The sequence below is a fragment of the Mesorhizobium sp. P171375 genome, assembly GCF_057786075.1.
The window spans coordinates 4,914,780-4,939,248 of sequence record NZ_JBYNWF010000001.1 but is presented as its reverse complement, the minus strand read 5'-3'; the positions used below and the strand labels follow the sequence as shown (position 1 = coordinate 4,939,248).

Sequence of the window (24,469 nt, the reverse complement as noted above, 5' to 3'; positions counted from 1 at the left end):
CACCGGGTCGCTTGGAGCCGGCAGCCAGTTGGGTCCCGCCGATCGGCGGGGATAGAGGTTCGAAGATCAGTCGGCCTTGACGATGTGCCAGACTTCGCCGACGCCGTCGCCGGTGACGTCACCAGCCTTCTTGTCCTTGATGAAGGTGTAGACCGGCTTGCCGTCATAGGCCCACATCTTGGTGCCGTCGGTGCGGTCGACGATGGTCCATTCGTCGTCCGCCTTGGCGCCGTCGTCGGCCTTCAGCGGCGGCCAGTTGGTGGCGCATTTATCGTAGCAATTGCTCTTGCCCTTCTCGTCCTTGTCGTAGGTATAGAGCGTCATGCCGTTGGCATCGGTGTAGATCTTGGTGCCGTTGACTTCGGCTTCCTTCCAGGCTTCGGCGGCGAAGGATGCAGCGGTGCTGAGCAAAAGCGCGGCCAGGCCAACAGTTATCGTTTTCATAGAAATCTCCCTGGGTATCCGAAGAAGCGCGCAGAAATCGCGGCTTCGCTCTGTGAACGCTTGGCGAGGGGCGTTTCTTCCCTGGCTTGGTCATCTGACGATGGGCCGGTAACAATTCCTCCGGCCGAGCCGTACCTGTAGCCAAATGCCACACGATGGTGATTGGCGAACATAGTTTTGCATCGCTATATCGGCGCCAGCGAATTTGGAGTTTCGGGATGGCATTGGATATCGGCTATGTCAGCGCGGTCGGAGCGGGGGCAATCTCGTTCCTGTCGCCTTGCGTGCTGCCGCTGGTGCCGCCCTACCTCTGCTACATGGCCGGCGTGTCGGTCGACGACTTTCGCGGGGACAATGCCGGTGTTACGGCCAAGGCCGGCGCACGCGGCGCGCTCATTTATTCCTCGATCGCCTTCGTTCTCGGCTTCTCCACGGTGTTCGTGGCACTCGGCGCCGGCGCCTCGACCATCGGCCATTGGCTGCGCGTCTGGCAGGAACCGCTGGCGATGGCCGCCGGCGTGCTCATCATCCTGATGGGGCTGAATTTCCTCGGCATATTGCGCATTCCGCTCCTGTCGCGCGAGGCGCGCTTCCAGTCGCAGGGCAAGCCGGCGAACGCTGTCGCGGCCTACGTCATGGGTTTGGCCTTCGCCTTCGGCTGGACACCCTGCATCGGCCCGGTGCTGGGGCCGATCCTGACGCTGGCCGGCGGCCGCGAGACGGTGGGCGAAGGCGCGCTGCTGCTCGCCGCCTATTCGCTCGGCCTTGGCATCCCGTTCCTGATCGCCGCCCTGTTTTCCGGCGCTTTCATGCGCTTTCTCGGCAAATTTCGTGTCCATCTCGGCCGCGTCGAAAAAGCCATCGGCGCCCTGCTGGTCGTCGCCGGCGTGTTCTTCCTCACCGGTGGGGTGCAGACCGTGTCCTACTGGCTGCTCGAGAATTTTCCGGTGCTGGGACAGCTGGGATAGGTCGCCTGCCAAACTGCACCGCAAACCCGCTGATTAAGAGTCAGCTGCTCTATGGTCTCACCGGAATTTAACCGCATTGGTGCAGCATGGCGCCAGATGCTACCACTCTGCGATTCCTGATCCCTTTCATACGGTTGTCCTTCCATGAGCCAGAGATCCTGCCTGTCCGTCATCCTCGCCGCCGGCGAAGGCACGCGCATGAAGAGCGCGCTGCCTAAGGTGTTGCACCAGATCGCCGGGCTTCCGATGGTCGCGCATGTGGTGAAGGCAGCGGAAGCCGCCGGCGCCGGCAGCCAGGCGCTGGTGATCGGCCATGGCGCCGATGAGATGCGCAAGGCGACGGCGAAATTCGCGCCCAAGGCCGAGACCTTCGTGCAGGAGAAGCGCTTGGGCACCGCGCATGCCGTGCTGGCCGCGCGCGATGCGATATCAAAGGGTTATGACGATATTCTCGTGATGTTCGGCGACACGCCGCTGATCGAGGCCGAGGCGCTCGCGAACGCGCGGCAAAAGCTGGCCGAAGGAGCCGCTGTGGTGGTGATCGGGTTCCGTCCGCCCAACCCGACCGGCTATGGCCGGCTGATCGAAACAGGCGGCAAGCTCAACGCCATCCGCGAGGAGAAGGATTGCAGCGCCGAGGAGAAAAAGATCGGCTTTTGCAATGCCGGCATGATGGCGGTGGCCGGCAAGCATGCGCTCGATCTGCTCGACCGGGTCGGAAACAAGAACGCCAAGGACGAGTATTATCTGACCGACATCGTCGAGATCGCCGGCGCGAAAGGCCTCGATGTCGTTGCCACCGAAGCCAGCTTCGAGAGCGCGCTCGGCATCAACAATCGGGCCGAGCTGGCGCAGGCAGAAGGCATCTGGCAACAGCGTCGGCGGCACGAGGTTATGCTGTCCGGCGTTACGCTGATTGCGCCCGAAAGCGTGTATTTCTCGTATGACACGGAAATCGGCGCCGACACCATCGTCGAACCCAATGTCTGGTTCGGCCCGGGCGTGAAGATCGCTGGCGGCGCGAAAATCCACGCCTTCAGTCACATCGAGGGCGCAACCATTGCCTCCAACTGTGACGTCGGGCCGTTCGCGCGGTTGCGGCCGGGCGCCGATCTCCGCAACAAGGCCAAGGTCGGCAATTTCTGCGAGGTCAAGCAGGCAGTTATCGAGGAAGGCGCCAAGGTCAACCATCTGACTTATATCGGCGACGCACGAGTGGGTGCGGGCGCCAATATCGGCGCCGGCACCATCACCTGCAACTATGATGGCTACTCGAAATTCTTCACCGACATTGGCGAGGGCGCCTTCATCGGCTCAAACTCGTCGCTGGTGGCGCCGGTGACCATCGGCAAAGGCGGCTACATCGCCTCGGGCAGCGTGATCACCCAAAGCGTGCCCGACGATGCGCTGGCTTTTGGCCGCGCCCGCCAGAAGACGATCCCCGGCAAGGGCAAGGAATTGCGCGAGCGCTTTGCTTCGGCTGCGGCGAAAAAGAAAGCCGCTGCCGACCACTAGGGTCAAAACCAATCAGCCGGTTGCCGCCAACGGGCGAGATGGTGGAAAATGGTCGCGCGCGGGGACGGCCTAAGTAGCCTCATCTGCCAACAGGGCGACCATTGCGGATCAAGGACGGCGCTATGACGCGCGCTTGCTCGCGCAGGCCTATGGGCGTCCTGGGGGCTGCTCTTGCGGAAACTTGTCTTCATGGACGATTGCCACGGCCCGCTCAAGGTTGCCTCTCACCTCGAAACCGATCCAGTGGCCATCCATCAGGTGCGTTTGTCTCGGGCAGGCGAGGAAATAGCTCCCGGCCTGCTGCGCAACAAAGTTGAGTTGTCTCCGCTCATTAATTTTGATCCCATCCAGCGGAGTGGTGTACGCTCCCCAGATCGCGTCCGAAGCCTTCAACTTCACTGGCATCTCTGACTGAGCATAGACCCTGGTCACCATCAGGCCGTGCCAGAAATTCGAGGAGCCGTTAATGAATTCGATCTGTACCGACCATTGCTCTGGCACGATGATCGAGAGATTGCCGCCCCAGTAGCCATTGAAGTCGATAATGTCGGTCCGGATGTTGTCCCTGCGGTACCGCTCGATTTGGTTCCAATCGGCAACAATCCTATGGCCACCGCCTTGGCCGCGGGATCGTTTTTGATCCAGCTCGGGACGAAAGGCTCCCCAGCCAGTGCAATTCCAGGCAACAATCCCAGGGCGAAGGCGAGGAGGGCAAGGTGGGCAAAGCGCGCCATCGCAATCAGAGGCTCCTCCGAGGCGGGTTGGCCGAGAGCAATCGACCGCAATCGTGGTCGACTGGGCCTGTTCCTTAAGCAGAAACTAATATCACAATTGGAACCCGGGTCACAGCGTCACATGGATGGGTGCTCGGCTGGGTCTGCGATGGTCGAATTCCGTGGCTCAGAGTGATTGGTTCTGACCCTACCGGTCAGCCGGCAGGCTCCGTATCCTCGCCGAAAGCGGGGTCACTTCGATCCTGCCGACGATCGATTTGTAGAACTCAGGCAGGTCTTCGGCAGGGATCCAGTATTCCAGATGCGCCTTGCTGCCGGCGTGTTCGACCCGGTACCGGTCGAGAAAATCCTTCAGCACGTCGAACCGGGTCACAAAACCGGAGCCGCTGGCCCAGAACCAAGCGCTTGAAAAGCCGAACGATTGCAGTAACCGGATTGCAATAGCGGTCTGTCATGGTGCATTGCGAGCAAGACCCGTTCCGCTGACACGGAACGAAACGCAAATTGACTTTCACGGCAGGCCGGCAATCCCTAGATAGCGCTGGGTTTCTGCAGGGAATCGGGGTAACGGCCATGTGCGGCATCGTCGGAATTGTCGGCCAACAGCAGGTGGCGCCGCTCATCGTCGACGCGCTGAAGCGGCTCGAATATCGCGGCTATGACTCGGCCGGTGTCGCCACCGTCGAGAAAGGCGCGCTCGGGCGCCGCCGCGCCGAAGGCAAGCTGATCAACCTCGAACGCCGGCTGAAGGACGAGCCGCTCGACGGCACGATCGGCATCGGCCACACACGCTGGGCGACGCACGGCGTGCCCAACGAGACCAACGCGCATCCGCATTTTTCCGACGGCGTCGCCATCGTCCACAACGGCATCATCGAGAATTTCGCCGAGTTGCGCGACGAATTAATCCGCGATGGCTATTCGTTCTCCTCGCAGACCGACACCGAGGTCGTGGCGCATCTGGTGGCGCGGGAACTGGCCAAAGGGCTGAAGCCGGTCGAGGCCGCGCACCAGGCGCTGAAGCGGCTGGAAGGCGCCTTTGCGCTGGCCATCATGTTCACGGGCGATGAGGACCTGATCGTTGGCGCCCGCAACGGCCCGCCTCTGGCTGTCGGCCATGGCGACGGCGAGATGTTTTTGGGCTCGGATGCCATCGCGCTGGCGCCGTTCACCAATTCGATCACCTATCTCGAAGACGGCGACTGGGCGGTGGTGCGCCGCGAGGGCGTCACCATCTTCGACATCGATGGCAAAAAGGTCGACCGCAAGCGCCAGCAATCGCTGTCGACCTCCTTCATGGTCGACAAGGGCAACCGCCGCCATTTCATGGAAAAGGAAATCCATGAACAGCCGGAAGTGATCTCGCACACGCTGGCGCATTATGTCGATTTCGTCTCCGGCGTGTCGAGACCGCTGGAGCTGCCGTTCGACTTCGCCAAGATCGGCCGGTTGGCGATCTCGGCCTGCGGTACCGCCTATCTCGCCGGCCTGATCTCAAAATACTGGTTCGAGCGCTATGCGCGGCTGCCGGTCGACATCGATGTTGCCTCCGAATTCCGCTACCGCGAAATGCCGCTGTCGGCTGATGACGCCGCCTTCTTCATCTCGCAATCGGGCGAGACCGCCGACACGCTTGCCTCGCTGCGCTACTGCCGCAAGGCCGGCATGAAGATCGGCGCCATCGTCAATGTGCGCGAATCGACCATGGCGCGCGAATCCGATGTCGTGCTGCCGACGCTTGCCGGGCCGGAGATCGGCGTCGCCTCGACCAAGGCTTTCACCTGCCAGCTGTCGGTGCTGGCGTCGTTGGCGGTGCGCGCCGGCGTGGCGCGCGGCACGATCTCCAAGGACGAGGAGAAGACGCTGGTGCGCGCGCTTTCGGAAGCGCCGCGCTACGCCAACCAGGTGCTGAAGCTCGAGGAGCAGATCGAGCGCATCGCGCGCGAAATCTCGCGCTACAAGGACGTGCTCTATCTCGGCCGCGACACCAATTTCCCGCTGGCCATGGAAGGCGCGCTAAAACTCAAGGAAATCTCCTACATCCATGCTGAGGGCTACGCCGCCGGCGAGCTGAAGCACGGCCCGATCGCGCTGATCGACGAGAACATGCCGGTGATCGTCATCGCCCCGCATGACCGCATCTTCGAAAAGACCGTGTCGAACATGCAGGAAGTGGCGGCGCGCGGCGGCAAGATCATCCTGATCACCGATGCCAAGGGCGCGGCGCAGGTCAGCGTCAAGACGATGGAGACCATCATCCTGCCCGACGTGCCGGAAATCATCTCGCCGATCATCTACGCGCTGCCGATCCAGATGCTGGCGTACTACGCCGCCGTCTTCATGGGCACCGACGTCGACCAGCCGCGCAATCTGGCGAAATCGGTGACGGTGGAGTAGGTTCCTGGCACGAACTCGTATCAGTCATTGATACTTCATGTTGCAAGTCACCTTGTATCAGAGTATGATACAAGGTGAGGGGTGCAACTTTGATCGTTTCGTTCAAAGGCAGGGCGGTCGAAGCGGTTGCAGCGGGTAAGGCACCGAAAGGCTTTCCGTCAGATTTGGTCGCTCGCGCTGAGCGTCGTCTTCGAGCAATCGACAATGCCGTCCAGCTGAACGACCTTCGATCGCCGCCCGGAAACCACCTCGAACCTCTGAAAGGAGGTCGTGCCGGACAGCATTCGATACGCATCAACGACCAATGGCGCATCTGTTTCAGGTGGACCACTGCAGGTGCCGAAGACGTGGAGATCGTTGACTACCATTGAGCGGGCACTCGCCCTAACCCTTTGAGGATATTGATGCCCAAGTTCGCACGCCCCATTCACCCCGGAGAATTCCTGCGGGAAGAGTATCTTGTTCCACTCGGCATGAGTGCCGGTGCGCTCGCGAAGAAGCTCAACCTCCCGCGCACCCGTATCGAGCGCATTGCCAAGGAGGAGATCGGTCTGACCCCCGACACAGCCTTGCGCCTCGCCCGTTTTTTCAACACGACGCCTCAGTTCTGGATGAATTTTCAACAGGCCTATGAACTGGAAACCGAGGCCGAGAAACTGGCGCCGGAACTTGAGAAGATCGAACCGCTCGAAGCGGCGGCTTAATCGGTTCTTTAAAAACTTCGTAGTTTCAAAGCGACTTCGGGTTCACTAATGTTGCGCTGCAACCCGCGCCCCCCGGTGAACCATGTCCGATGCTCCCAGAACTTCAGGCATGACCCGGTTGAGGAACTATTTTCTCACAGGCTTCATCGTCTGCGCGCCGCTGGCGATCACCGCCTATATCGCCTGGTCGTTCATCGGCTGGGTCGATTCGTGGGTAAAGCCGTACATTCCGGCACGCTACAGCCCCGACACCTATCTGCCGTTTCCGGTTCCGGGTTTCGGCCTGATCGTGGCGCTGATCCTGATCACGCTGATCGGCTTCATGACCGCCAACATTGTCGGCCGAGCCATCGTCAATTTCGGTGAGCGACTGCTGGGCCGCATGCCGCTGGTGCGCGGCATCTATGGTTCGCTGAAGCAGATTTTCCAGACGGTGCTGTCGAACAAGGGCGACATGTTCCGCCAGGTCGGGCTGGTCGAATATCCGCGCAAGGGCGTCTGGTCGCTTGTCTTCGTCGCCAGCGAGAAGGAGACCGAGATCAACCGGAAGCTCGACCAGGAGGGCGACCCGATGATCGCCGTGTTCATGCCGTGCACACCGAACCCGACCACCGGCTTCCTGATGTATGTGCTGAAATCCGACATTGTGCTGCTCGACATGACGATCGAGGACGGCGCCAGGCTGATCGTTTCGGCCGGGCTGGTGGCGCCCGAGGTCAAGCCGAAAATGATGACGGTGAACGGTGAGCCGATCGAAGGAGATCTCGCCAATCCGCCGCTTGGCGCCCTGGCTCAGCCGGCGCGCAAAAGCCGAACAGCCTCGTCGCGGCCGAACAAATAGAGCAACAGGCGCAGCGCGTCGCCACGCTCGGATTGCAGTTCCGGGTCGCGCGACAGGACCAGCCTTGCATCGTCGCGGGCGGCTTCGAGCAGGTCCGCATGCGCCTCGATGCGCGCCACCTGGAAGCCCGGCGTGCCGGATTGGCGGGTGCCCAACAACTCGCCTTCGCCGCGCAGTTTCAGATCCTCCTCGGCGATCAGGAAACCGTCTTCGGTCTCGCGCATCACCGACAGCCGGCGTTTGGCCGTCTCGCCGAGCGGGTCCTTGTAGAGCAATACGCAAGAGGAGGGCTTGTCGCCGCGCCCGACGCGGCCGCGCAACTGGTGCAGTTGCGCCAGACCAAAACGCTCGGCATGCTCGATGACCATGATCGTGGCATCCGGCACGTCGACGCCGACTTCGATCACCGTGGTGGCGATCAGGATGCGGGTCTCGCCGACCTTGAAGGCGCGCATCGCCTCGTCCTTTTCGGCGCCCTTCATGCGGCCATGGACGAGGCCGATGCGGTCGCCGAACAAAGGTTGCAGCGAGGCAAAACGGTCCTCGGCCGACATCAGCTTGATCTCTTCGGATTCCTCGACCAGCGGGCAGATCCAGTAGATTTTCTGACCATCGGCAACGGCGTCGAGCATGCGGCCGACCAGTTCGTCCAGCCGCTCCAGCGGCAGGGTGACGGTACGGATCGGCTGGCGGCCGACCGGTTTTTCCGTCAGCTTGGAGACGTCCATGTCGCCGAAAGCGGTCAGCACCAGAGTGCGCGGGATCGGAGTCGCCGTCATCACCAGCATGTCGGGCGCGTCGCCCTTGGCGGTGATGGCAAGCCGCTGGTGGACACCGAAGCGGTGTTGCTCGTCGACGACGGCAAAGACGAGGTCGTGATAGGTCACCGTTTCCTGAAACAGCGCATGGGTGCCGACGACGATGTCGATGTCGCCGCTGGCAAGACCTGCCAGCGTTTCGGTGCGCTCGCGGCCCTTCTCCCGGCCGGTCAGGATGGCGACACGCAGGCCGGCCTGTTCGGCCAGCGGCGTGATCGTTGCCAGATGCTGGCGCGCCAGGATTTCGGTCGGCGCCATCAGCGCTGCCTGTCCGCCGGCCTCGACGGCGCGCGCCATGGCAAGCAGCGCCACCACCGTCTTGCCTGAGCCGACATCGCCCTGCAGCAGGCGCAGCATGCGTTCGGGATCGGCGAGATCGGCGTTGATTTCGGCGAGTGCGAATTCCTGGCTGCCGGTCAATGAATAGGGCAAGGCTGCACGCAGTTTCTCGACAATGCGGCCGTCGCCGATCAGCGGTCGGCCCGACAGGCGGCGCACTTTTGCCCGCACCAGCGCCAGCGACACTTGGCCAGCGAGAAATTCGTCATAGGCGAGGCGCCGCCATGCCGACCCCTCGATGGCGACATCGATCGGGTCCGAGGGATGATGGATGCGGGCGAGTGCGTCGCCAAAGGCCGGAAAAGTCTGCTTGCGCATGAAGGCACCGTCCTGCCATTCCGGCAACTCCGGCAGCCTTCCCAGCGCCTGGCCGATGGCGCGGCGCAGCACCTTGCCCGAAAGGCCGGCGGTGAGCGGATAGACCGGCTCGACCAGGGGCAGGGTTTCCGCTTCGCTGACCAGGGCGATATGGTCGGGATGGACCATGGTCGGGCGGCCGTTGAACCACTCCATGCGGCCGGAGACGACGACGTGCTCGCCCACCGGCATCGCCTTTTCGAGATAGGCGGCATGGGCGTGGAAGAAGGTCAGCCCGATCTCGCCGGTGTCGTCATGGGCATAGACGCGGTAGGGCACCGAGCGGTTGCCGCGCGGCGGCGGCTGGTGACGGTCGATGCGCACGTCGAGCGTGACGATGGCGCCTGCCGGCGCGAGCGCGATGCCCGGCCGGTTGCGGCGGTCGATGACCGAGTTTGGCAGCACGAAGAGAAGATCGCCGGCGCGCGCGGCGCGGTCGCCGAGATCGGCCGCCACGACCTTCTCGATCAGCGCGCCGACCTTCGGCCCGACGCCGGCAAGCGAAGTGATCGGAACGAACATAGGGTCGAGGAGGGAAGGTCGCATGCCTTACCCTCCCCCTTGTGGGGGTCCGTAGGACGGGCGAGACGCGTGGCTCGCCCCGGCAAGTCGATCCGCGAAGCGGAGCGGGGTGGGGGTCGGTGCGCGTCTAACTTTCGAGGAGGTCGGTAGGTCAGCGCCGTACCCCCATCCCGTCTCACCCGCTTCGCCTTGCGAAGCGTGCTCGCCGACCCTCCCCACAACGGGGAGGGTGGTGCGCCGGCGATATCCGCCAGGACAGAGGGAGGTGTTGTCAGGAGCGTTGGCCACGTGCGGATGTTTAGACGCCCACCCGGCTGTTGCAAGGCTGACACCGCCCTCTATCCACGCTATATGCGCCGCACCAAGCGAGGATGCGGCACGATGACCGGGACGAAACGATCGAGCGAGGGGCTGGATATCAGGCGCCGCAAGCTGCTGTTCCGCTCCTGGCATCGCGGCATGCGCGAGATGGACCTTATCCTCGGCACCTTTGCCGATGCCGAGATCGGCGCCTTGACCGGCGACGAAATCGACCAATATGAAAGGCTCCTCGACATTCCCGACACCGAATTCCTGTCCATGGTCACCGGCGAGCGCCCGGTTCCCGGGGATATCGACTGTGCCGTCCTGCAAAAGATCCTGGCATCGCGCCGGACCATGACATTCTAAACACAAGCAATTCCAGGAAACGTGCGAAGCGGTTTTCCGTCCGGAATTGCGACAACCAAGACCGTGCAATCATGAGCCTCATCCCCAAAATCGGTCTGCCGAAAGGCCGCGCCGGCCAGTTCATCGTCGATGGCGTCGCCGACGGCTACGAAGCCTTTGCGCTGGTGCAGGCGATCCATGAGATCGCGCCCGACAAGCCTGTGCTGTTCGTGGCGCGCGACGGCCAGCGCCTGCCGGCGATCACGGAAGCACTGACTTTCGCTTCGCCCGGCCTGCCGGTGCTGGAGCTGCCGGCCTGGGACTGTCTGCCTTACGACCGCGTCTCGCCCGGTTCGGACGCCGCCGCCAAGCGGCTCGATGCGCTGACGGCGATGATCGCGCTGGCGAAAAAGCCGCATCGCGCGGTGATCCTGACCACGGCCAATGCGCTGCTGCAGCGCATTCCGCCGGCCGACCTTGTCGAGGCACAGACCTTTCACGCCAGGCCCGGCAACCAGATCGACATGAACGCGCTGGTGTCGCGGCTGGAGATTTCCGGCTTCGAGCGAGTGCCGACGGTGCGCGGCGTCGGCGAGTTCGCGGTGCGCGGCGGCATCCTCGACCTCTACGCGCCCGGCTGGACCGAGGCTCTTCGGCTCGACTTCTTCGGCGACACGCTGGAATCGATCCGCGTCTTCGACGCCGCCACCCAGCGCACCACCGGCCAGCGCAAGTCGATGGCGCTGCAGGCGATGAGCGAAGTGGCGCTGACGCCTGAAACCATTAGCCGCTTCCGCCGCTCCTATATCGAAGCCTTTGGCGCGCCGCAGCGCGACGACGGGCTTTATGCGGCGGTGAGCGAGGGGCGGCGCTTTGCCGGCATGGAGCATTGGCTGCCGCTCTTCTATGAGCGGCTGGAGACCGTGTTCGACTATCTGCCGAATGCGCCCGTCATCTTCGACCATCTGGCGCATGAGGCGCTGGCCGAGCGCCATACGCTGATCCTGGATCACTACGAAGCGCGCCGCAAACAAGCGGATGCCGCCTTGAAGGATGCCGTGCCCTACAAGCCGGTGGCGCCGGACTTGCTCTATCTCTCGCCGGAAAACCTCGTCGCGTCGCTTGGACCGCGCGAAGCCATCGACTTCACTGCCTTCGATGCGCCAGACGTCGGCGCCAAAAAGGTCTTCCATGGCGGTTCGCGCCACGGCCGCAGCTTTGCCGAGGAGCGCGCCGACCCCAACGCCAATGTCTTCGACGTTGTCGTGAAGCACATTGCAGACGAGCGCGCGGCGCGCCGCCGCGTCATTGTCGCCGGCTGGACCGAAGGTTCGCTTGACCGTCTGGGCCAGATCCTGGCCGAGCATCATCTCGGCAATCTCGTGTCGGTGGCGACGCTGGCCGAGGTTGAAAAGCTCGAGCCCGGACAGGCCGCACTTGCGGTGCTGCCATTGGAATCCGGCTTCGAGACCGAACAGCTGGTCGTCATCGCCGAGCAGGACATTCTCGGCGACCGGCTGATCCGCCGTTCCAAGCGCAAGAAGCGCGCGTCCGACTTCATTGCCGAGGCTTCGTCGCTGTCGGCCGGCGATATCGTCGTCCACACCGACCACGGCATCGGCCGCTTCATCGGCCTGCGCACCATCGAGGCGGTCGGCGCGCCGCATGACTGCCTGGAGATCCACTATGCCGGCGACGACCGGCTGTTCCTGCCGGTGGAGAACATCGAGCTTCTGTCGCGCTATGGTTCGGATTCGGCCGAAGCCTCGCTCGACAAGCTCGGTGGCGGCGCCTGGCAATCGCGCAAGGCACGGCTGAAGAAGCGCCTGCTCGACATGGCAGGGCAGCTGATCCGCATCGCCGTCGAACGGCAGATGCGCTCCGCCCCCACCATGGTGCCGGCGGAAGGGCTTTATGGCGAGTTCTCGGCGCGCTTCCCCTATGAGGAGACCGACGACCAGCAGGGCGCGATCGATTCCGTCATGGACGATCTCGGCGCCGGCAAGCCGATGGATCGGCTGATCTGCGGCGATGTCGGCTTCGGCAAGACCGAAGTGGCGCTGCGCGCCGCCTTCATCGCGGCGATGGAAGGGTTCCAGGTCGCGGTCGTCGTGCCGACGACGCTGTTGTCGCGCCAGCATTTCAAGACGTTTTCGCAGCGCTTCTCCGGCCTGCCGATCCGCGTCGCCCAAGCCTCGCGGCTGGTCGGCGCCAAGGAACTGGCGGAAACCAAGAAAGGCATCGCCGAGGGCCAGGTCGACATCGTCATCGGCACCCACGCACTGCTGGGCTCGGCGATCTCGTTCAAGAATCTCGGCCTCTTGATCATCGACGAGGAGCAGCACTTTGGCGTCAAGCACAAGGAACGGCTGAAGGACCTCAAGACCGATGTCCATGTGCTGACGCTGTCGGCGACGCCGATCCCGCGCACCTTGCAGCTCGCCTTGACCGGCGTGCGCGAGCTGTCGCTGATCGCCACGCCGCCGGTCGACCGCATGGCAGTGCGCACCTTCATCTCGCCCTTCGATCCGTTGGTGATCCGCGAAACACTGCTGCGCGAGCGCTATCGCGGCGGCCATTCCTTCTATGTCGTGCCGCGCATCAGCGATCTCGCTGAAATCCATGATTTCCTGCGGGAATCTGTTCCCGAGTTGAAAGTGGCGGTGGCCCATGGCCAGATGCCGCCGGGCGAACTCGACGACATCATGAACGCCTTCTATGACGGCCAGTACGATGTGCTGCTATCGACCACCATCGTCGAATCCGGGCTCGACATCCCGACCGCCAACACGCTGATCATCCATCGCGCCGACATGTTCGGCCTGTCGCAGCTTTACCAGCTGCGCGGCCGTGTCGGCCGCTCCAAGGTGCGGGCGTATGCGCTGTTCACGCTGCCGGCCAACCGCAAGCTGACCGACACCGCGGAACGGCGGCTGAAAGTGCTGCAGTCGCTGGACACGCTCGGCGCCGGCTTCCAATTGGCCAGCCACGACCTCGATATCCGCGGCGCCGGCAATCTTCTCGGCGAAGAACAGTCCGGCCACATCAAGGAGGTCGGCTTCGAGCTCTACCAGCAGATGCTGGAAGAGGCTGTCGCCGAGGTGAAGGATTCCGGCGAGGTCCAGGATGGCGGCTGGTCGCCGCAGATCGCCGTCGGCACGGCAGTCATGATCCCGGAAAGCTATGTGCCGGACCTGCAGCTCAGGCTGGCGCTCTATCGCCGCCTTGGCGATCTCGAAAATACCGAGGAGATCGATGCGTTCGGCGCCGAACTGATCGACCGCTTCGGTCCGCTGCCGGAAGAGGTGAAGCATCTGCTCAAGATCGTCTTCATCAAGGCGCTCTGCCGCAAGGCCAATGTCGAAAAGCTGGATGCCGGGCCAAAGGGCGTCGTCATCCATTTCCGCAAGCGCGAATTCTCCAACCCGGTCGCGCTGGTCAAATACATCGGCGAGCAGGGCTCGCTGGCCAAGATCAGGGCCGATCACAGCGTGGTCTTCATCCGCGACTGGCCGACCGCGGAGAAGCGTCTGGCGGGCTCGGCGGTCGTCATGACGCAGCTGGCGCGGCTGGTCGAGAAGGCCGCCTAGGGCGGGGCTTCGCCTAGCAAAGGTCTCTCCGGAGGTCTGCGACGATTGGAGCCATTGAGGTATTTGGGCCCAAGGCGTCAGATGGATTCTGCAACTCATCGCTGAACGGGGAAATCCATGAACCCGCAGACCTTCGATGAATACTGGCTCGGCTATCTTGCCGGCCATTCAAAAGCTTCGACCCGGCTTATCCACTATATCGGCCTGTTTTTCGCGCCGCTCGCAGGGATCGCCGCATCCTTTCTGGTCGTCTGGTGGGCCTTTCTGGTCATCATTCCGTTCTTCTATGTCGCCGCTTTTCTCACTCACCCTTTCCTCGAGCACAACAGCAACAAGCCGTTCGCGGATCGGCCGTTGTGGAGCGCCATCGCGCTGCTGCGCATGCTTGCTCTCGATCTGACCGGCGGGCTCGGTCGCCAGCTCCGGCGGTTGAACGAGGTCGCCCGATAGGCATGGCGAGCGTGGTCGTCGCTTTCTGCTCGGCCATTCTGCTGCTCGGCGCGGGCATTCATCTCTATTGGGGTTTCGGTGGGCGCGTTGGCGCCGGCGTCGCGTTGCCGCAACGCGAGGACGGCACTCCCGCCATCAAGGAGACGGCCTTTGGGGCGATGGCGGTAGGGTTGATCCTGGCGCTGGTGCTGCTGCTGGTTCTTGGCTTCGCCGGTGCGGTTCACCTGCCATTACCGCAATCCTTGCTGAAGGCCGGCATCATCTTGTGGGCGCTTATCTTCACCGCGCGAGCGTTGAGCTGGTCCCGGTATTTCGGGCTGTTCAAGCGGGTCAGGACCACACGTTTTGCCAGCTACGACAGCTGGTTCTACAGTCCGTCATGCCTGCTGTTGGGGCTGGGCCTTTTCTATCTCGCTTTGTCACAGGCAGCAGAGTGAGCCGCCGGCCACCATTCGCCAGCACTTGAATTCCGGTCTAGAATAGGAAATCGGCTTCGTGTATGGAGCCGCGATCCCCATATGGGGCGGGAATGGCGGGCAACAGCTCGCTGGAAAGAGCGTTTGGGTGCAGCGATGACGAAATGGTCGCCGAATTCTTGGAGAGCAAAGCCGATCAAGCAGGTTCCTGCCTATCCGGACCTTGCCGCGCTGAAGAACACGGAAGCCCAGCTCGCCACCTTTCCGCCGCTGGTTTTTGCAGGTGAGGCGCGCAAGCTGAAGAAGCAGCTTGCAGCTGTCGCTGCCGGTGACGCATTCCTGCTCCAGGGCGGCGATTGCGCCGAGAGCTTCGCCGAGCATGGCGCGGACAATATCCGCGACTTCTTCCGCGTCTTCCTGCAGATGTCGGTGGTGCTGACTTTCGCCGGCGCGCAGCCGGTGGTGAAGGTCGGCCGCGTTGCCGGCCAGTTCGCCAAGCCGCGCTCGTCCGACAACGAGACCAAGGGCGAGGTGACGCTGCCGAGCTATCGTGGCGACATCATCAACGGCATCGAGTTCGACCCAAAGTCGCGCATTCCCGACCCGGCCCGCCAGGAGATGGCTTACCGCCAGTCGGCGGCGACGCTCAACCTGTTGCGCGCCTTCGCCCAGGGCGGCTATGCAAGCCTGGAGAACGTGCATAGCTGGATGCTGGGGTTCGTCTCCGACAGCCCGCAGGGCGAGAAATATGGCAAGCTCGCCAACCGCATCACCGAGACGATGGATTTCATGAAGGCCGTCGGCATCACCTCGGAAACCAACTATGCCTTGCGCGAGACCGATTTCTACACCAGTCACGAAGCGCTGCTGCTCGGCTACGAAGAGGCGCTGACCCGCGTCGATTCAACCTCGGGCGACTGGTATGCAACCTCCGGCCACATGATCTGGATCGGCGACCGTACGCGCCAGCCCGATCATGCCCATGTCGAATATTGCCTCGGCATCAAGAACCCGCTCGGCCTCAAATGCGGCCCGTCGCTGACGCCGGATGGCTTGCTGGAACTGATCGACCTGCTAAATCCGGAGAACGAGCCGGGCCGGCTGACGCTGATTGCCCGCTTCGGCTCCGACAAGGTCGCCGACCATCTTCCGAAGCTGGTGCGCGCGGTGCAGAAGGAAGGCCGCAGCGTGGTGTGGTCATCCGATCCGATGCACGGCAACACCATCGAGGCCGCCGGCTACAAGACGCGGCCGTTCGACCGCATCCTCAAGGAAGTGCAGACCTTCTTCGAGGTGCATCGCGCCGAAGGCACGCATCCAGGCGGCATCCATGTCGAGATGACCGGCAAGAATGTTACCGAATGCACGGGCGGCGCCCGCGCCATCACCGCCGAGGAGTTGCAGGACCGCTACCACACCCATTGCGACCCGCGCCTCAACGCCGACCAGGCGATCGAGCTGGCGTTCCTGGTCTCCGACCTGTTGAAGAAGAGCCATCCGGTCCAGCACAAGCAGGTAGCCAACGGTTGAACCTGTTTGCAGGCTGAAGAGAAAAAGCGCCGGCGAAATCCGGCGCTTTTTTGTTGATCAGCGGCCGCGTTCCCAAAGCAGGCCGTTGAGCCGGGGATCATTGGCGAAAGCGGTTCTGGAAAACTCGATGCGCCTTTCCGGAAACTCACAGATCGCCTGCACGCCGAACGAGCCGAGCCGGATGCGCCAGGTATGCGGCTCCAGCGGCTTGGCCTTGGCGAAGCCGCGGCATGCCAGCAGCGCCACGTTGGCGCCTTTGGGATCACGCGCCGAGCGGTAGCGGATCGCTTCCAGCCCGGCCTCGCGCGTAACGTCGGCAATTGCCTGGCAGGCGGCATAGTCGGTCGGATGCGTCCACTGAGCCTGGTCGCGGTCAAGCGGTGGCCGCGTTAAGTCGACAGCTTTGTGGGTGCGGATCGCGGCTGCGAAAGCGGTGTATTCGGCGGCGTCATGCGGCCATGGTGTGTCGGGCGAATCGGCAAAGAACAGCAAGCGGTAGAAGGCCATTTCGGCGACGGCGGTCATGATCGTCTCCGCCGCGTAATAGACGCCCAGGGTGCGGCCGGCGCGGCGGAAGCGCGAGCCGTAAGGGTAGATCGAGCCGTAGCGAAAGGGCGTCGCCAGGAGATAATGGAGATGCCGGCATTCCATGGGAGTCTGCGGCTTGGTCTCCTCGATCAGATCCTCGATCAGCGCCTGTTCGTCCAGCGTGTCGACGATTTTCAGCGTCGAGACGCGGTGCTGCGCCTCGACCATGCGCCAGTATTTGCCGTCGAGCCGTACGGCTTCAGACGAGAGCGCGTCGGGAGTCCAGATAGGCAATGACATCGACAAGCCCGGTGATGGTGAGGATCTTTTCAAGCGGGCTGCCGTCGAACGCCGTGTTGGTGTTCTTGAGCCATGCCCGGGCGATCGCCTCGTCACCGCCGACAATGGCGTCGAGCGAACGGAACAGCCGCACGAACAGCACCGCGAGTTCGAATGGCTTGGTGCCGCGCTCGAGCAGGAATTCCTGCCTGCGCATGCGCGAAACCGTGGCTTCCGAGACGCCGATGATCGACGCCAGCGTCCTGGCGGTAATATCCATAAGCTCGGCGGCGCGCAGCGTGGCCTTGGTCAGAACCGCGTTTTCGGCCGTCTTGGCGGCAGCATTGGGTTGTGAAACAGACATGGCCTCTCTCTTTCCATGGAAAATATAGGCCATGAAAATTCATATGGAAAGAGACCATGCTCGATAAATTTGCCCACGTCCGCGAATTGGCTGTGCGCCGAAGCGTCAGTCTTTCTTGTAGAGCAGCCAGTTCTTGCCAGTGCGGCCGGCCATTGTCGAATGCCTGGTGACGCGGTTGCGCCCGCCGACCTTGGAGCGGTAGAGCGCCCGATCCGCCTTGGTGTAGAGATCTTCCGGGCTTTCGGCCTCGGAAGCCATGCAGATGCCCATGGAAACGGTCACCGTGCCGTAATTGGTGCCGGTCTGGCTGCTGGTGAAGGGCGTCTGTTCGATCAGCACGCGGATGCGTTCGGCGATCTCGTAGGTGGTATCCTCGCTGGCGCCCTCGATGATCAGCGCGAATTCCTCGCCGCCGGTGCGGGCAACGAACATGTCTTCACGGATGCTGGTCTGGAAGATTTCGGCGATGATCTGGATGATCTTGTCACCGACCGGGTGGCCGTAGCGGTCGTTGATGTCCTTGAAATGGTCGATGTCGGCAAGAATCAACGCGTTGAACAGGATGCCCCTGTTGGAGGTGTAAATCCCGGTGATTTGCTTGTCGAAGGCGCGGCGGTTCCAGATATGGGTCAAGGGATCGGTGTCGGCGAGCCGCTTGTACTCCTCGAGCTTCGACTTGACGCTCTCCAGTTCCGCCGTCTTGTCGCTGAGCGTGGTGGCAACCTGCCTGCCATGGTCGAGGGTCGAATTGGTGGCGACCGCCATGGCGTTGGCGACCTTCTGCAGCAGATCCTGTGAAAGCAGGCTGCGGTTGGCGAGGCCGCTCGACGTCTCATCGAGGATCTTGCCGTATTTCTCGATATGGCTGCGTTCGCTTCGCAGCAGCAAGGCGATATCCTCGAGTTCCCTGGCCAGCACATCGCGCGCCTGCTCGACAATGCCTGGACCATGGTGCTGGGCAAAGAAGGCGCGGCCGATGCGGTCGAGTTCGTCCTGCGTCGGCCGGTTGCCGAGCGCCACGACGGCAAGGCTGAGTTCGCGATTGGTGCCTTTCAGCGCTTCGTAGAAGATCTCGTAATTGCGCGGCAGACCAAGCACGCCGAGCTGGCGCATGGTCGTCACAACAGCTGTTGCAATGTCGCTGTTTCGGTCGGTCTGGGCGGCTGCCGGCTGCATGTTCTGTTCACTCTACCCCTGGGAACCATCGCAGACTTGCGCGTGCGAGATGTCGCCGACCGGGGGAGAACCAGCCGTATTTCGGATCATCTTACGAAGGACGCGTCCCCGATCGCGGCCTTCGCTTGGCAGCGACCATAAATGCGCTGGCGCTAAAGTTTCCTTAATGTGCCGCTAGGTGACGCGACTATTCTACTTCAGGCTGCAGGGAAGAAGCGCGAACACGCCCATCTCGTGTCGCATTTGCTCGTACCTGGCCGCCGCAAAACTGAAATCCTCTCCGGTGGCGGTGGAGCCGTGAACGATGGCCGGTGGAGGGCAGGGATGAGTGATATCAGCAGCGGATCTTGCCTGTGCGGGGCGGTGCGTTTCCAGACGCGAGGGCCGCTGCGCGGCGTGATCTATTGCCACTGCTCGCAGTGCCGCAAGCAGAGCGGGCATTTTTACGCCGCAACCAACGTCGCCGATGACAACATCACCGTAACAGGGTCTGAGAATATCGCCTGGTACGAAGCATCTTCGTTTGCCCGGCGCGGCTTTTGCAAGACATGTGGCTCGGTGCTGTTCTGGAAGCCGGGCCAGGATGCCTACGTCTCGGTTCTGGCCGGGTCGTTCGATGGGCCGACCGGGCTCGAGGGCGAATGCCATATCTTCGTCGGCGACAAGGGCGATTACTATACGATCGACGATGGGCTGCCGCAGTTCGAGAGGTCGACGCCGACCATCAAGGTCGCGGACGAATGATTTTTGGTATGGCTGCCTTATTCCCTTGATCCAGCCATTGCGATATCTCCTGCCGGTGATTCGAAGGGGATGCGCGGGCAATGCAGCGGCTGATCGATGCTTTCTTCAATTCGGTGCGGGCTTTTCGCAAGCTCGCAGCCAGCGAAAAGGCGTTCCAGCAGGAGCTGATGCTGCTCGTGCTCGCCTTGCCGCTCGGCTGGTTCGTCTCGGTGTCGTGGCGGGGCTATGCGCTGCTGATCGGCGCCGTGCTGCTTTTGATCATGGTCGAGGTGCTGAACACCGGTATCGAGGCTGCCTGCGATGCCTTCAGCCGCGAGTTCAACGTCGAAATCCAGCTTGCCAAGGATTGCGGCTCGCTGGCGGTGCTGATTTCGGTAATCATCGTCGCCGGCGTCTGGGGCATCGCCATCATCGAGCGCATCACGGGTCTACCGATCTAGAACCTGCGTTCCTATCTGTCAGTCACTAAAGGAGACTGACGTTGAGCGAAGCCGCCAATTCCCTCTTGCTTGAACGTGCCGGCCTGCCGGACGATTTGCGCTGGCTGGCGCAGAAATACCCGCGCGAAAACTGGCAGGGTCACACCAACATCCATGGCCTCGCCAATATGTGGCTTCAGCGGCACGACATGTTTCGCGAGCTCGGCGGCATGCTGACTAACGGCATTGGCGACTATCGCGAGGGCAGGCTGACGGCACCGGATTTCGCGCGCTGGTTCGCGCCGCGGCTCAACCATTTCCTCGGCAATCTCGACGGCCACCACAATGTCGAGGACTATCAATATTTCCCGGCTTTCGCCAAGGCCGAGCCGCGCCTGAAGCGGGGCTTTGACATACTCGATGCCGATCACCATGCCATCCATGACGGGCTGGAGCGCAATGCCGAGACCGCGAACGCCTTCATCCGCACGCTCGAGGAGAGCGAGGACAAACAGCGCTTCGCCGCCGATGCCTATGCCGACGAGAACAGCCGGCTGATCGCCATGCTGAAACGGCATCTTGCCGACGAGGAGGATTTGATCATCCCGCTGATCCTCGACCGTGGCGACCGCGCTTTGGTCGAGGACGACGACTGAGCTTCAGCCGGCTTCGCTCTCGCGAGCGTCCTTGGCGCGCTCCTTGCCGGCGACGGTGCGGGCGATGAGCCAGGCAAGGATGGCGACGGCGAGCCCAATGCCGAGGGCGATCAGCAACCTTTCGTGATGGAGCAGTGCCTTGCCGACCATCTGCTCGGCGCCGAGGCCGAAGACATAGCCGATGCCGCAGAACAAGGCTGCCCAGACCAGCGACGAGATGGCGTTGAGGATGACGAAGCGCGGCACCGATATGCTGGCGAAGCCGGCCGCGATGCCGCCGACCAGGCGCAGACCGTAAATGTAGCGGTTGGACAGCACGAAGATGTTGGGATGCGACGAGACGAGGCGATAGGCGTGGTTGAAGCCGGGACGCGCCTTCAGTTTCAGTACCCTGGGATGATCGGCGAAGCTGCGGCCGAGGACGAAGAAAAACGTGTCGCCGACGAAGGCGCCAATGGCGGCCGCGAGGAAAGCCTTCCAAGGGACGAAGACATGCTGGTGGGCGAAGAAGCCGCCAAGGATGGCAGCGCTTTCGCCTTCGGCGACACAGCCCAGGAAAACCGCGATCAGCCCGTATTGCTCGATGAGGTGATGGACGATCCCGGTCATTGAGACGTTTGCCGGCCTGACAGTCTTTCGTCGATGCGGCTCACCTGTTCGGCCAGGCGCGCTATGTCCTCGCGCACGCCGATGATCTGGCTGTGGCGCAGTTCGTCCAGCTTTTCATGCAGCGCCATGATCTCGATCTCGGCCTTGAGATTGACCTCGTAGTCGTGCGCGGCATCGATGCGGTCGCGCGCGGCCTGCCGGTTCTGCGACATCATGATCACCGGCGCCTGCAAGGCAGCAATCATCGACAGGACGAGATTGAGGAAGATGAAGGGGTAGGGGTCGAACGAATCTCGCCCCAGCAGCCACCAATTGGCGCCGATCCAGAGAACCAGGAAGGCGATGAAGGACAGGATGAACGTCCACGAACCGCCGATGCGGGCGATGGCATCGGCGATCCGGTCGCCGGCCCCCTGAAGCCCGGCGAGACTGTCGTTGATGTCCTGCGAGATCGGCTTGCGATCGACGGTGCTTTGCAAGACCCGCCGCTCAAGCTCGCTGAGGGTCTCAGGCGTTCGCCTCAGCCAGCGGTCGGCCAGTTCGGGCACGGTCTTATGCATGGTCGCCTCCATGGTCAGCGTCTGGCCTAGACCTAGAGGCTACCGGTGCGCACGGGAAGTGGTAGATTGCCGCGTCCATCCATACTGAAGCAGGGCGGCAATGGCAGACTTCCAGAAGATTCGTGCCCGTGCTGCAAAACGCAAAGGCGGCGACGCCGTGCTGACGTCGCTGCTCGGGCCTTCGCCCGATAACGCCGCCGTGGCCAAGATCACCGACGACCGCATCCTGTCGACGATGGCCGAGCGGGTGTTTGCTGCCGGCTTCGTCTGGCGCGTCATTGAACAGAAATGGCCGGGTTTCGAGGAAGCGTTCCTGCATTTCGAGCCGAAGCGACTGTTGTTCCAGCCCGACGATTTCTGGCACGATCTGACGGCCGACAAGCGCATCGTGCGCAACCCGCAGAAGATCAAGTCGGTGCGCGACAACGCCGCCTTCGTCGAGCGTGTGTCGAAGGAGCATGGCGGCTTCGGCAAGTTCTTGGCCGAGTGGCCTGCTGACGACCAGGTCGGGCTGATGGCATATCTCGGCAAGCATGGCAGCCGGCTCGGCGGCAACACCGGCCAATATTTCCTCCGCTGGCTGGAATGGGATGCTTTCGTCATTTCGGCCGATATGGCGGCCGCCCTGCGCTACGCCGGCCTCGACATCGCCGAAGGCCCGACGTCGAAGAGGGATCTCGACAAGATCCAGGCGCAGATCAACAAATGGGCACAGGAAACTGGCCTGCCGCGCCGGCACATCTCGCGCATCCTGGCGATGTCGATCGGCGAGAACCATTCGCCGGAGGCGCTGCGCGAATATATGGGCGAGTAGGGCTGTCGCCCTCAGGACACGATCGAACTCGATCGGTCTGGATTGGTCCAAACGAACGCCATTGCCGGGGCAATTTTGCCGCGCTAAACCGCAGGCATGACCAAGAAGACCGCTCCCGATATTCTGCGCATCGCTGTCGCCCAGCTCAACCCCACGGTCGGCGATGTCGCCGGCAATCTTGCCAAGGCGCGCGAGGCGAGAGCGGATGCGGCCCGCCAGGGCGCCGACATCGTGCTCTTCACCGAGCTTTTCCTTGCCGGTTATCCGCCCGAGGATCTGGTGCTGAAGCCGGCCTTCCTCAAGGTTTGCGAAAAGGCTGCGCAAGACTTCGCTGCGGACACCGCCGATGGTGGGCCGGGCGTCATTATCGGGACGCCGCTGAAGCGTAAGAGCGGCACCCACAATTCGATCATCTTCGCCGATGGTGGCAAGATCCTGGCCGAGCGCTACAAGCTCGATTTGCCCAACTATGGAGAGTTCGACGAGAAGCGCGTCTTCCAGGCCGGACCCGAGGCTCAGGGACCGGTCAACTTCCGTGGTGTGCGCATCGGAATTCCGATCTGCGAGGACATCTGGGGAGACGTCGGCATCTGTGAAACCTTGGCTGAAAGCGGAGCCGAAATCCTGCTGGTGCCGAACGGCTCGCCCTACTACCGCGCCAAGATGGATGTGCGCCATCAGGTCGTTATCCGCCAGGTCATCGAAACCGGTTTGCCGATGATCTATGCCAATCAGATCGGCGGCCAGGATGAGTTGATCTTCGACGGCGCTTCTTTTGCGATCGGCGCCGACAAGTCGCTGGCTTTCCAGATGAGCCAGTTCGAGGAGACTGTCGACGTCACCACTTGGAAGCGCACGGATGCCGGCTGGGTCTGCTCGGAAGGGCCGATGTCGAAAATACCCGAGCGCGAGGAAGCGGACTACCGCGCCTGCATGCTGGGCCTGCGCGATTACGTCAACAAAAACGGCTTCAAGAACGTCGTGCTCGGCCTGTCCGGCGGTATCGATTCGGCGATCTGCGCCGCATTGGCCGTTGATGCGCTCGGCGAGGAGCGGCTACGCGCGGTGATGATGCCCTACCGCTACACCTCAAAGGACTCGCTGAAGGATGCCGAGGACTGCGCCCGCGCGCTCGGCTGCCGCTATGACATCGTGCCGATCTTCGAGCCGGTCGAAGGGTTTCTGCATGCTCTGACGCAGCTTTTCGAGGGCACCAAGGAAGGCATCACCGAGGAAAACCTGCAAAGCCGCGCGCGCGGCACGATCCTGATGGCGATCTCTAACAAGTTCGGCTCGATGGTCGTCACCACCGGCAACAAGAGCGAGATGTCGGTGGGCTATGCCACGCTCTATGGCGACATGAATGGCGGCTTCAACCCGATAAAAGACCTCTACAAGATGCAGGTCTATGCGCTGTCGCGCTGGCGCAATAGCCATGTGCCGCCGGGCGCGCTCGGGCCGTCGGGCGAGGTGATCCCGAAAAACATCATCGACAAGGCGCCGTCGGCGGAATTGCGCGAGAACCAGACCGACCAGGATTCGCTGCCGCCCTATCCGGTGCTGGACGATATTCTGGAGTGCCTGGTCGAAAACGAGATGGGCGTCGATGACATTGTCGCGCGCGGCCACGACCGGGCGACGGTGACGCGCATCGAACATTTGCTCTACATTGCCGAATACAAACGCCGGCAGGCAGCGCCGGGTGTGAAGATCACCCGGAAGAATTTTGGCCGCGACCGCCGTTATCCCATCACCAACCGTTTCAGGGATCGCGGCTAAAATCCTGATTTCATTCGAGAACCTTGGGGGAGACCAGGGGCGGCATCACTTCAGCGACCTGATGGAAGTCGATTTGGTCGACTTCAAATCCAGCACCGACGTTACGATCGCGACCGCCGACCAGAAGGCTTATTCGGTGGTGCCGTGACAGTCCTCCATATCTGTTGTTGCAAAATAACATCACTGGTTGGACCAGTTACGCTTTTGCGCGTGCGCCCCGTCTTGGCGATCCGTCATGGCGTCTCTATAAGGACCCCTCCGCAATTGT

Annotated in this window: 26 protein-coding genes; 17 read left to right on the top strand and 9 right to left on the bottom strand. The window is 62.5% G+C overall.

Annotated elements, in window-relative coordinates; genetic code table 11:
- Nucleotides 1–66: 66 nt before the first annotated feature.
- Nucleotides 67–444 carry a COG4315 family predicted lipoprotein gene (locus ACYHH6_RS24110; protein ID WP_352588913.1) on the bottom strand — a complete coding sequence of 126 codons (378 nt, stop codon included), beginning with the start codon at nt 442–444 and terminating at the stop codon, nt 67–69.
- A 218-nt stretch (nt 445–662) separates the two neighbouring features.
- On the opposite strand from ACYHH6_RS24110, the gene ACYHH6_RS24105 reads away from it, so the two are divergent.
- Together ACYHH6_RS24105 and glmU are read left to right on the top strand one after the other, a co-directional pair.
- Entirely contained in the window at nt 663–1,412 is a 750-nt protein-coding gene (locus ACYHH6_RS24105; RefSeq protein WP_352588916.1) for a cytochrome c biogenesis CcdA family protein, read from the top strand.
- 144 nt (nt 1,413–1,556) lie between these two features.
- Nucleotides 1,557–2,927: a bifunctional UDP-N-acetylglucosamine diphosphorylase/glucosamine-1-phosphate N-acetyltransferase GlmU gene (gene glmU / locus ACYHH6_RS24100; RefSeq protein ID WP_352588919.1), complete on the top strand. Its 1,371-nt coding sequence runs from the start codon at nt 1,557–1,559 to the stop codon at nt 2,925–2,927.
- Between the two features lie 147 nt (nt 2,928–3,074).
- Here glmU and ACYHH6_RS24095 read toward each other — a convergent pair whose 3' ends face one another.
- Nucleotides 3,075–3,428 carry a hypothetical protein gene (locus tag ACYHH6_RS24095; protein ID WP_352588922.1) on the bottom strand — a complete coding sequence of 118 codons (354 nt, stop codon included), beginning with the start codon at nt 3,426–3,428 and terminating at the stop codon, nt 3,075–3,077.
- 420 nt (nt 3,429–3,848) lie between these two features.
- Nucleotides 3,849–4,034, bottom strand: coding sequence for a hypothetical protein (locus ACYHH6_RS24090; protein WP_352588925.1), 186 nt, complete (start codon nt 4,032–4,034; stop codon nt 3,849–3,851).
- Nucleotides 4,035–4,234: 200 nt separating this feature from the next.
- Between ACYHH6_RS24090 and glmS the strand changes: the two genes are divergently transcribed.
- The 4 genes from glmS to ACYHH6_RS24070 all read left to right on the top strand — a co-directional run bounded on the left by glmS (nt 4,235) and on the right by ACYHH6_RS24070 (nt 7,603).
- The gene (gene glmS / locus ACYHH6_RS24085; protein WP_488500478.1) at nt 4,235–6,058 is read left to right on the top strand and encodes a glutamine--fructose-6-phosphate transaminase (isomerizing); all 1,824 of its coding nucleotides are present in this window, start codon (nt 4,235–4,237) and stop codon (nt 6,056–6,058) included.
- An 89-nt stretch (nt 6,059–6,147) separates the two neighbouring features.
- Nucleotides 6,148–6,429, top strand: coding sequence for a type II toxin-antitoxin system RelE/ParE family toxin (locus ACYHH6_RS24080; RefSeq protein WP_352585846.1), 282 nt, complete (start codon nt 6,148–6,150; stop codon nt 6,427–6,429).
- A gap of 33 nt (nt 6,430–6,462) precedes the next feature.
- Nucleotides 6,463–6,762, top strand: coding sequence for a HigA family addiction module antitoxin (locus ACYHH6_RS24075; RefSeq protein WP_142865495.1), 300 nt, complete (start codon nt 6,463–6,465; stop codon nt 6,760–6,762).
- Nucleotides 6,763–6,844: 82 nt separating this feature from the next.
- On the top strand, nt 6,845–7,603 hold the full coding sequence (locus tag ACYHH6_RS24070) for a DUF502 domain-containing protein (RefSeq protein WP_352585848.1): 759 nt from the start codon (nt 6,845–6,847) through the stop codon (nt 7,601–7,603).
- On the opposite strand, the gene recG is transcribed toward ACYHH6_RS24070, so the two are convergent.
- Nucleotides 7,555–9,663, bottom strand: a complete 2,109-nt coding sequence (gene recG, locus ACYHH6_RS24065) for an ATP-dependent DNA helicase RecG (RefSeq protein ID WP_352585850.1) — start codon at nt 9,661–9,663, stop codon at nt 7,555–7,557. The genes ACYHH6_RS24070 and recG overlap by 49 nt on opposite strands.
- A 357-nt stretch (nt 9,664–10,020) precedes the next feature.
- On the opposite strand from recG, the gene ACYHH6_RS24060 reads away from it, so the two are divergent.
- The 5 genes from ACYHH6_RS24060 (at nt 10,021) to ACYHH6_RS24040 (ending at nt 16,273) form a co-directional block, all read left to right on the top strand.
- Nucleotides 10,021–10,308, top strand: a complete 288-nt coding sequence (locus ACYHH6_RS24060; RefSeq protein ID WP_352585852.1) for an FAD assembly factor SdhE — start codon at nt 10,021–10,023, stop codon at nt 10,306–10,308.
- Between the two features lie 71 nt (nt 10,309–10,379).
- On the top strand, nt 10,380–13,877 hold the full coding sequence (gene mfd / locus ACYHH6_RS24055; RefSeq protein ID WP_352585854.1) for a transcription-repair coupling factor: 3,498 nt from the start codon (nt 10,380–10,382) through the stop codon (nt 13,875–13,877).
- Between the two features lie 117 nt (nt 13,878–13,994).
- Nucleotides 13,995–14,327 carry a DUF962 domain-containing protein gene (locus ACYHH6_RS24050; protein ID WP_192251155.1) on the top strand — a complete coding sequence of 111 codons (333 nt, stop codon included), beginning with the start codon at nt 13,995–13,997 and terminating at the stop codon, nt 14,325–14,327.
- Nucleotides 14,328–14,329: 2 nt separating this feature from the next.
- The gene (locus tag ACYHH6_RS24045; RefSeq protein WP_352585857.1) at nt 14,330–14,764 is read left to right on the top strand and encodes a DUF3995 domain-containing protein; all 435 of its coding nucleotides are present in this window, start codon (nt 14,330–14,332) and stop codon (nt 14,762–14,764) included.
- Between the two features lie 135 nt (nt 14,765–14,899).
- A complete protein-coding gene (locus tag ACYHH6_RS24040) occupies nt 14,900–16,273 on the top strand; it encodes a class II 3-deoxy-7-phosphoheptulonate synthase (RefSeq protein WP_352585859.1) in 1,374 nt (457 codons plus the stop codon).
- A 57-nt stretch (nt 16,274–16,330) separates the two neighbouring features.
- On the opposite strand, the gene ACYHH6_RS24035 is transcribed toward ACYHH6_RS24040, so the two are convergent.
- The 3 genes from ACYHH6_RS24035 to ACYHH6_RS24025 all read right to left on the bottom strand — a co-directional run bounded on the left by ACYHH6_RS24035 (nt 16,331) and on the right by ACYHH6_RS24025 (nt 18,620).
- A complete protein-coding gene (locus ACYHH6_RS24035) occupies nt 16,331–17,101 on the bottom strand; it encodes an RES family NAD+ phosphorylase (protein WP_352585861.1) in 771 nt (256 codons plus the stop codon).
- Nucleotides 17,061–17,444 (bottom strand): antitoxin Xre/MbcA/ParS toxin-binding domain-containing protein, encoded by a 384-nt coding sequence (locus tag ACYHH6_RS24030; RefSeq protein ID WP_112567311.1) that lies wholly within the window; start codon nt 17,442–17,444, stop codon nt 17,061–17,063. The genes ACYHH6_RS24035 and ACYHH6_RS24030 overlap by 41 nt, the downstream gene beginning before the upstream one ends.
- 105 nt (nt 17,445–17,549) lie before the next feature.
- Nucleotides 17,550–18,620, bottom strand: a complete 1,071-nt coding sequence (locus ACYHH6_RS24025) for a GGDEF domain-containing protein (RefSeq protein ID WP_352585863.1) — start codon at nt 18,618–18,620, stop codon at nt 17,550–17,552.
- Nucleotides 18,621–18,944: 324 nt separating this feature from the next.
- On the opposite strand from ACYHH6_RS24025, the gene ACYHH6_RS24020 reads away from it, so the two are divergent.
- From ACYHH6_RS24020 to ACYHH6_RS24010, 3 genes are all read left to right on the top strand, one after another.
- Entirely contained in the window at nt 18,945–19,364 is a 420-nt protein-coding gene (locus ACYHH6_RS24020; protein WP_352585865.1) for a GFA family protein, read from the top strand.
- A gap of 80 nt (nt 19,365–19,444) precedes the next feature.
- A complete protein-coding gene (locus ACYHH6_RS24015; RefSeq protein WP_352585866.1) occupies nt 19,445–19,804 on the top strand; it encodes a diacylglycerol kinase in 360 nt (119 codons plus the stop codon).
- Nucleotides 19,805–19,845: 41 nt separating this feature from the next.
- Nucleotides 19,846–20,439 carry a hemerythrin domain-containing protein gene (locus ACYHH6_RS24010; RefSeq protein WP_352585868.1) on the top strand — a complete coding sequence of 198 codons (594 nt, stop codon included), beginning with the start codon at nt 19,846–19,848 and terminating at the stop codon, nt 20,437–20,439.
- 3 nt (nt 20,440–20,442) lie between these two features.
- Here ACYHH6_RS24010 and ACYHH6_RS24005 read toward each other — a convergent pair whose 3' ends face one another.
- Nucleotides 20,443–21,048, bottom strand: a complete 606-nt coding sequence (locus ACYHH6_RS24005) for a DedA family protein (protein WP_352585870.1) — start codon at nt 21,046–21,048, stop codon at nt 20,443–20,445.
- Entirely contained in the window at nt 21,045–21,608 is a 564-nt protein-coding gene (locus tag ACYHH6_RS24000) for a DUF1003 domain-containing protein (RefSeq protein ID WP_352585872.1), read from the bottom strand. Before ACYHH6_RS24000 ends, ACYHH6_RS24005 begins: the two co-directional genes overlap by 4 nt.
- 100 nt (nt 21,609–21,708) lie before the next feature.
- Here ACYHH6_RS24000 and ACYHH6_RS23995 point away from each other — a divergent pair, with 100 nt between their 5' ends.
- The 3 genes from ACYHH6_RS23995 (at nt 21,709) to ACYHH6_RS23985 (ending at nt 24,349) form a co-directional block, all read left to right on the top strand.
- Nucleotides 21,709–22,422: a DNA-3-methyladenine glycosylase I gene (locus ACYHH6_RS23995; RefSeq protein ID WP_352585874.1), complete on the top strand. Its 714-nt coding sequence runs from the start codon at nt 21,709–21,711 to the stop codon at nt 22,420–22,422.
- 96 nt (nt 22,423–22,518) lie between these two features.
- Nucleotides 22,519–24,201 (top strand): NAD+ synthase, encoded by a 1,683-nt coding sequence (locus tag ACYHH6_RS23990; protein ID WP_352585876.1) that lies wholly within the window; start codon nt 22,519–22,521, stop codon nt 24,199–24,201.
- Nucleotides 24,149–24,349, top strand: a complete 201-nt coding sequence (locus tag ACYHH6_RS23985) for a hypothetical protein (RefSeq protein WP_352585877.1) — start codon at nt 24,149–24,151, stop codon at nt 24,347–24,349. The genes ACYHH6_RS23990 and ACYHH6_RS23985 overlap by 53 nt, the downstream gene beginning before the upstream one ends.
- Nucleotides 24,350–24,469: the final 120 nt, after the last annotated feature.

Bases quoted from the DNA above. Each gene is read 5' to 3' on its own strand.
- ACYHH6_RS24110 (WP_352588913.1), bottom strand. From the start codon at position 444: ATGAAAACGATAACTGTTGGCCTGGCCGCGCTTTTGCTCAGCACCGCT.
- ACYHH6_RS24105 (WP_352588916.1), top strand. From the start codon at position 663: ATGGCATTGGATATCGGCTATGTCAGCGCGGTCGGAGCGGGGGCAATC.
- glmU (WP_352588919.1), top strand. From the start codon at position 1,557: ATGAGCCAGAGATCCTGCCTGTCCGTCATCCTCGCCGCCGGCGAAGGC.
- glmS (WP_488500478.1), top strand. From the start codon at position 4,235: ATGTGCGGCATCGTCGGAATTGTCGGCCAACAGCAGGTGGCGCCGCTC.
- ACYHH6_RS24075 (WP_142865495.1), top strand. From the start codon at position 6,463: ATGCCCAAGTTCGCACGCCCCATTCACCCCGGAGAATTCCTGCGGGAA.
- ACYHH6_RS24070 (WP_352585848.1), top strand. From the start codon at position 6,845: ATGTCCGATGCTCCCAGAACTTCAGGCATGACCCGGTTGAGGAACTAT.
- recG (WP_352585850.1), bottom strand. From the start codon at position 9,663: ATGCGACCTTCCCTCCTCGACCCTATGTTCGTTCCGATCACTTCGCTT.
- ACYHH6_RS24060 (WP_352585852.1), top strand. From the start codon at position 10,021: ATGACCGGGACGAAACGATCGAGCGAGGGGCTGGATATCAGGCGCCGC.
- mfd (WP_352585854.1), top strand. From the start codon at position 10,380: ATGAGCCTCATCCCCAAAATCGGTCTGCCGAAAGGCCGCGCCGGCCAG.
- ACYHH6_RS24050 (WP_192251155.1), top strand. From the start codon at position 13,995: ATGAACCCGCAGACCTTCGATGAATACTGGCTCGGCTATCTTGCCGGC.
- ACYHH6_RS24045 (WP_352585857.1), top strand. From the start codon at position 14,330: ATGGCGAGCGTGGTCGTCGCTTTCTGCTCGGCCATTCTGCTGCTCGGC.
- ACYHH6_RS24040 (WP_352585859.1), top strand. From the start codon at position 14,900: ATGACGAAATGGTCGCCGAATTCTTGGAGAGCAAAGCCGATCAAGCAG.
- ACYHH6_RS24035 (WP_352585861.1), bottom strand. From the start codon at position 17,101: ATGTCATTGCCTATCTGGACTCCCGACGCGCTCTCGTCTGAAGCCGTA.
- ACYHH6_RS24030 (WP_112567311.1), bottom strand. From the start codon at position 17,444: ATGTCTGTTTCACAACCCAATGCTGCCGCCAAGACGGCCGAAAACGCG.
- ACYHH6_RS24025 (WP_352585863.1), bottom strand. From the start codon at position 18,620: ATGCAGCCGGCAGCCGCCCAGACCGACCGAAACAGCGACATTGCAACA.
- ACYHH6_RS24020 (WP_352585865.1), top strand. From the start codon at position 18,945: ATGAGTGATATCAGCAGCGGATCTTGCCTGTGCGGGGCGGTGCGTTTC.
- ACYHH6_RS24015 (WP_352585866.1), top strand. From the start codon at position 19,445: ATGCAGCGGCTGATCGATGCTTTCTTCAATTCGGTGCGGGCTTTTCGC.
- ACYHH6_RS24005 (WP_352585870.1), bottom strand. From the start codon at position 21,048: ATGACCGGGATCGTCCATCACCTCATCGAGCAATACGGGCTGATCGCG.
- ACYHH6_RS24000 (WP_352585872.1), bottom strand. From the start codon at position 21,608: ATGCATAAGACCGTGCCCGAACTGGCCGACCGCTGGCTGAGGCGAACG.
- ACYHH6_RS23995 (WP_352585874.1), top strand. From the start codon at position 21,709: ATGGCAGACTTCCAGAAGATTCGTGCCCGTGCTGCAAAACGCAAAGGC.
- ACYHH6_RS23990 (WP_352585876.1), top strand. From the start codon at position 22,519: ATGACCAAGAAGACCGCTCCCGATATTCTGCGCATCGCTGTCGCCCAG.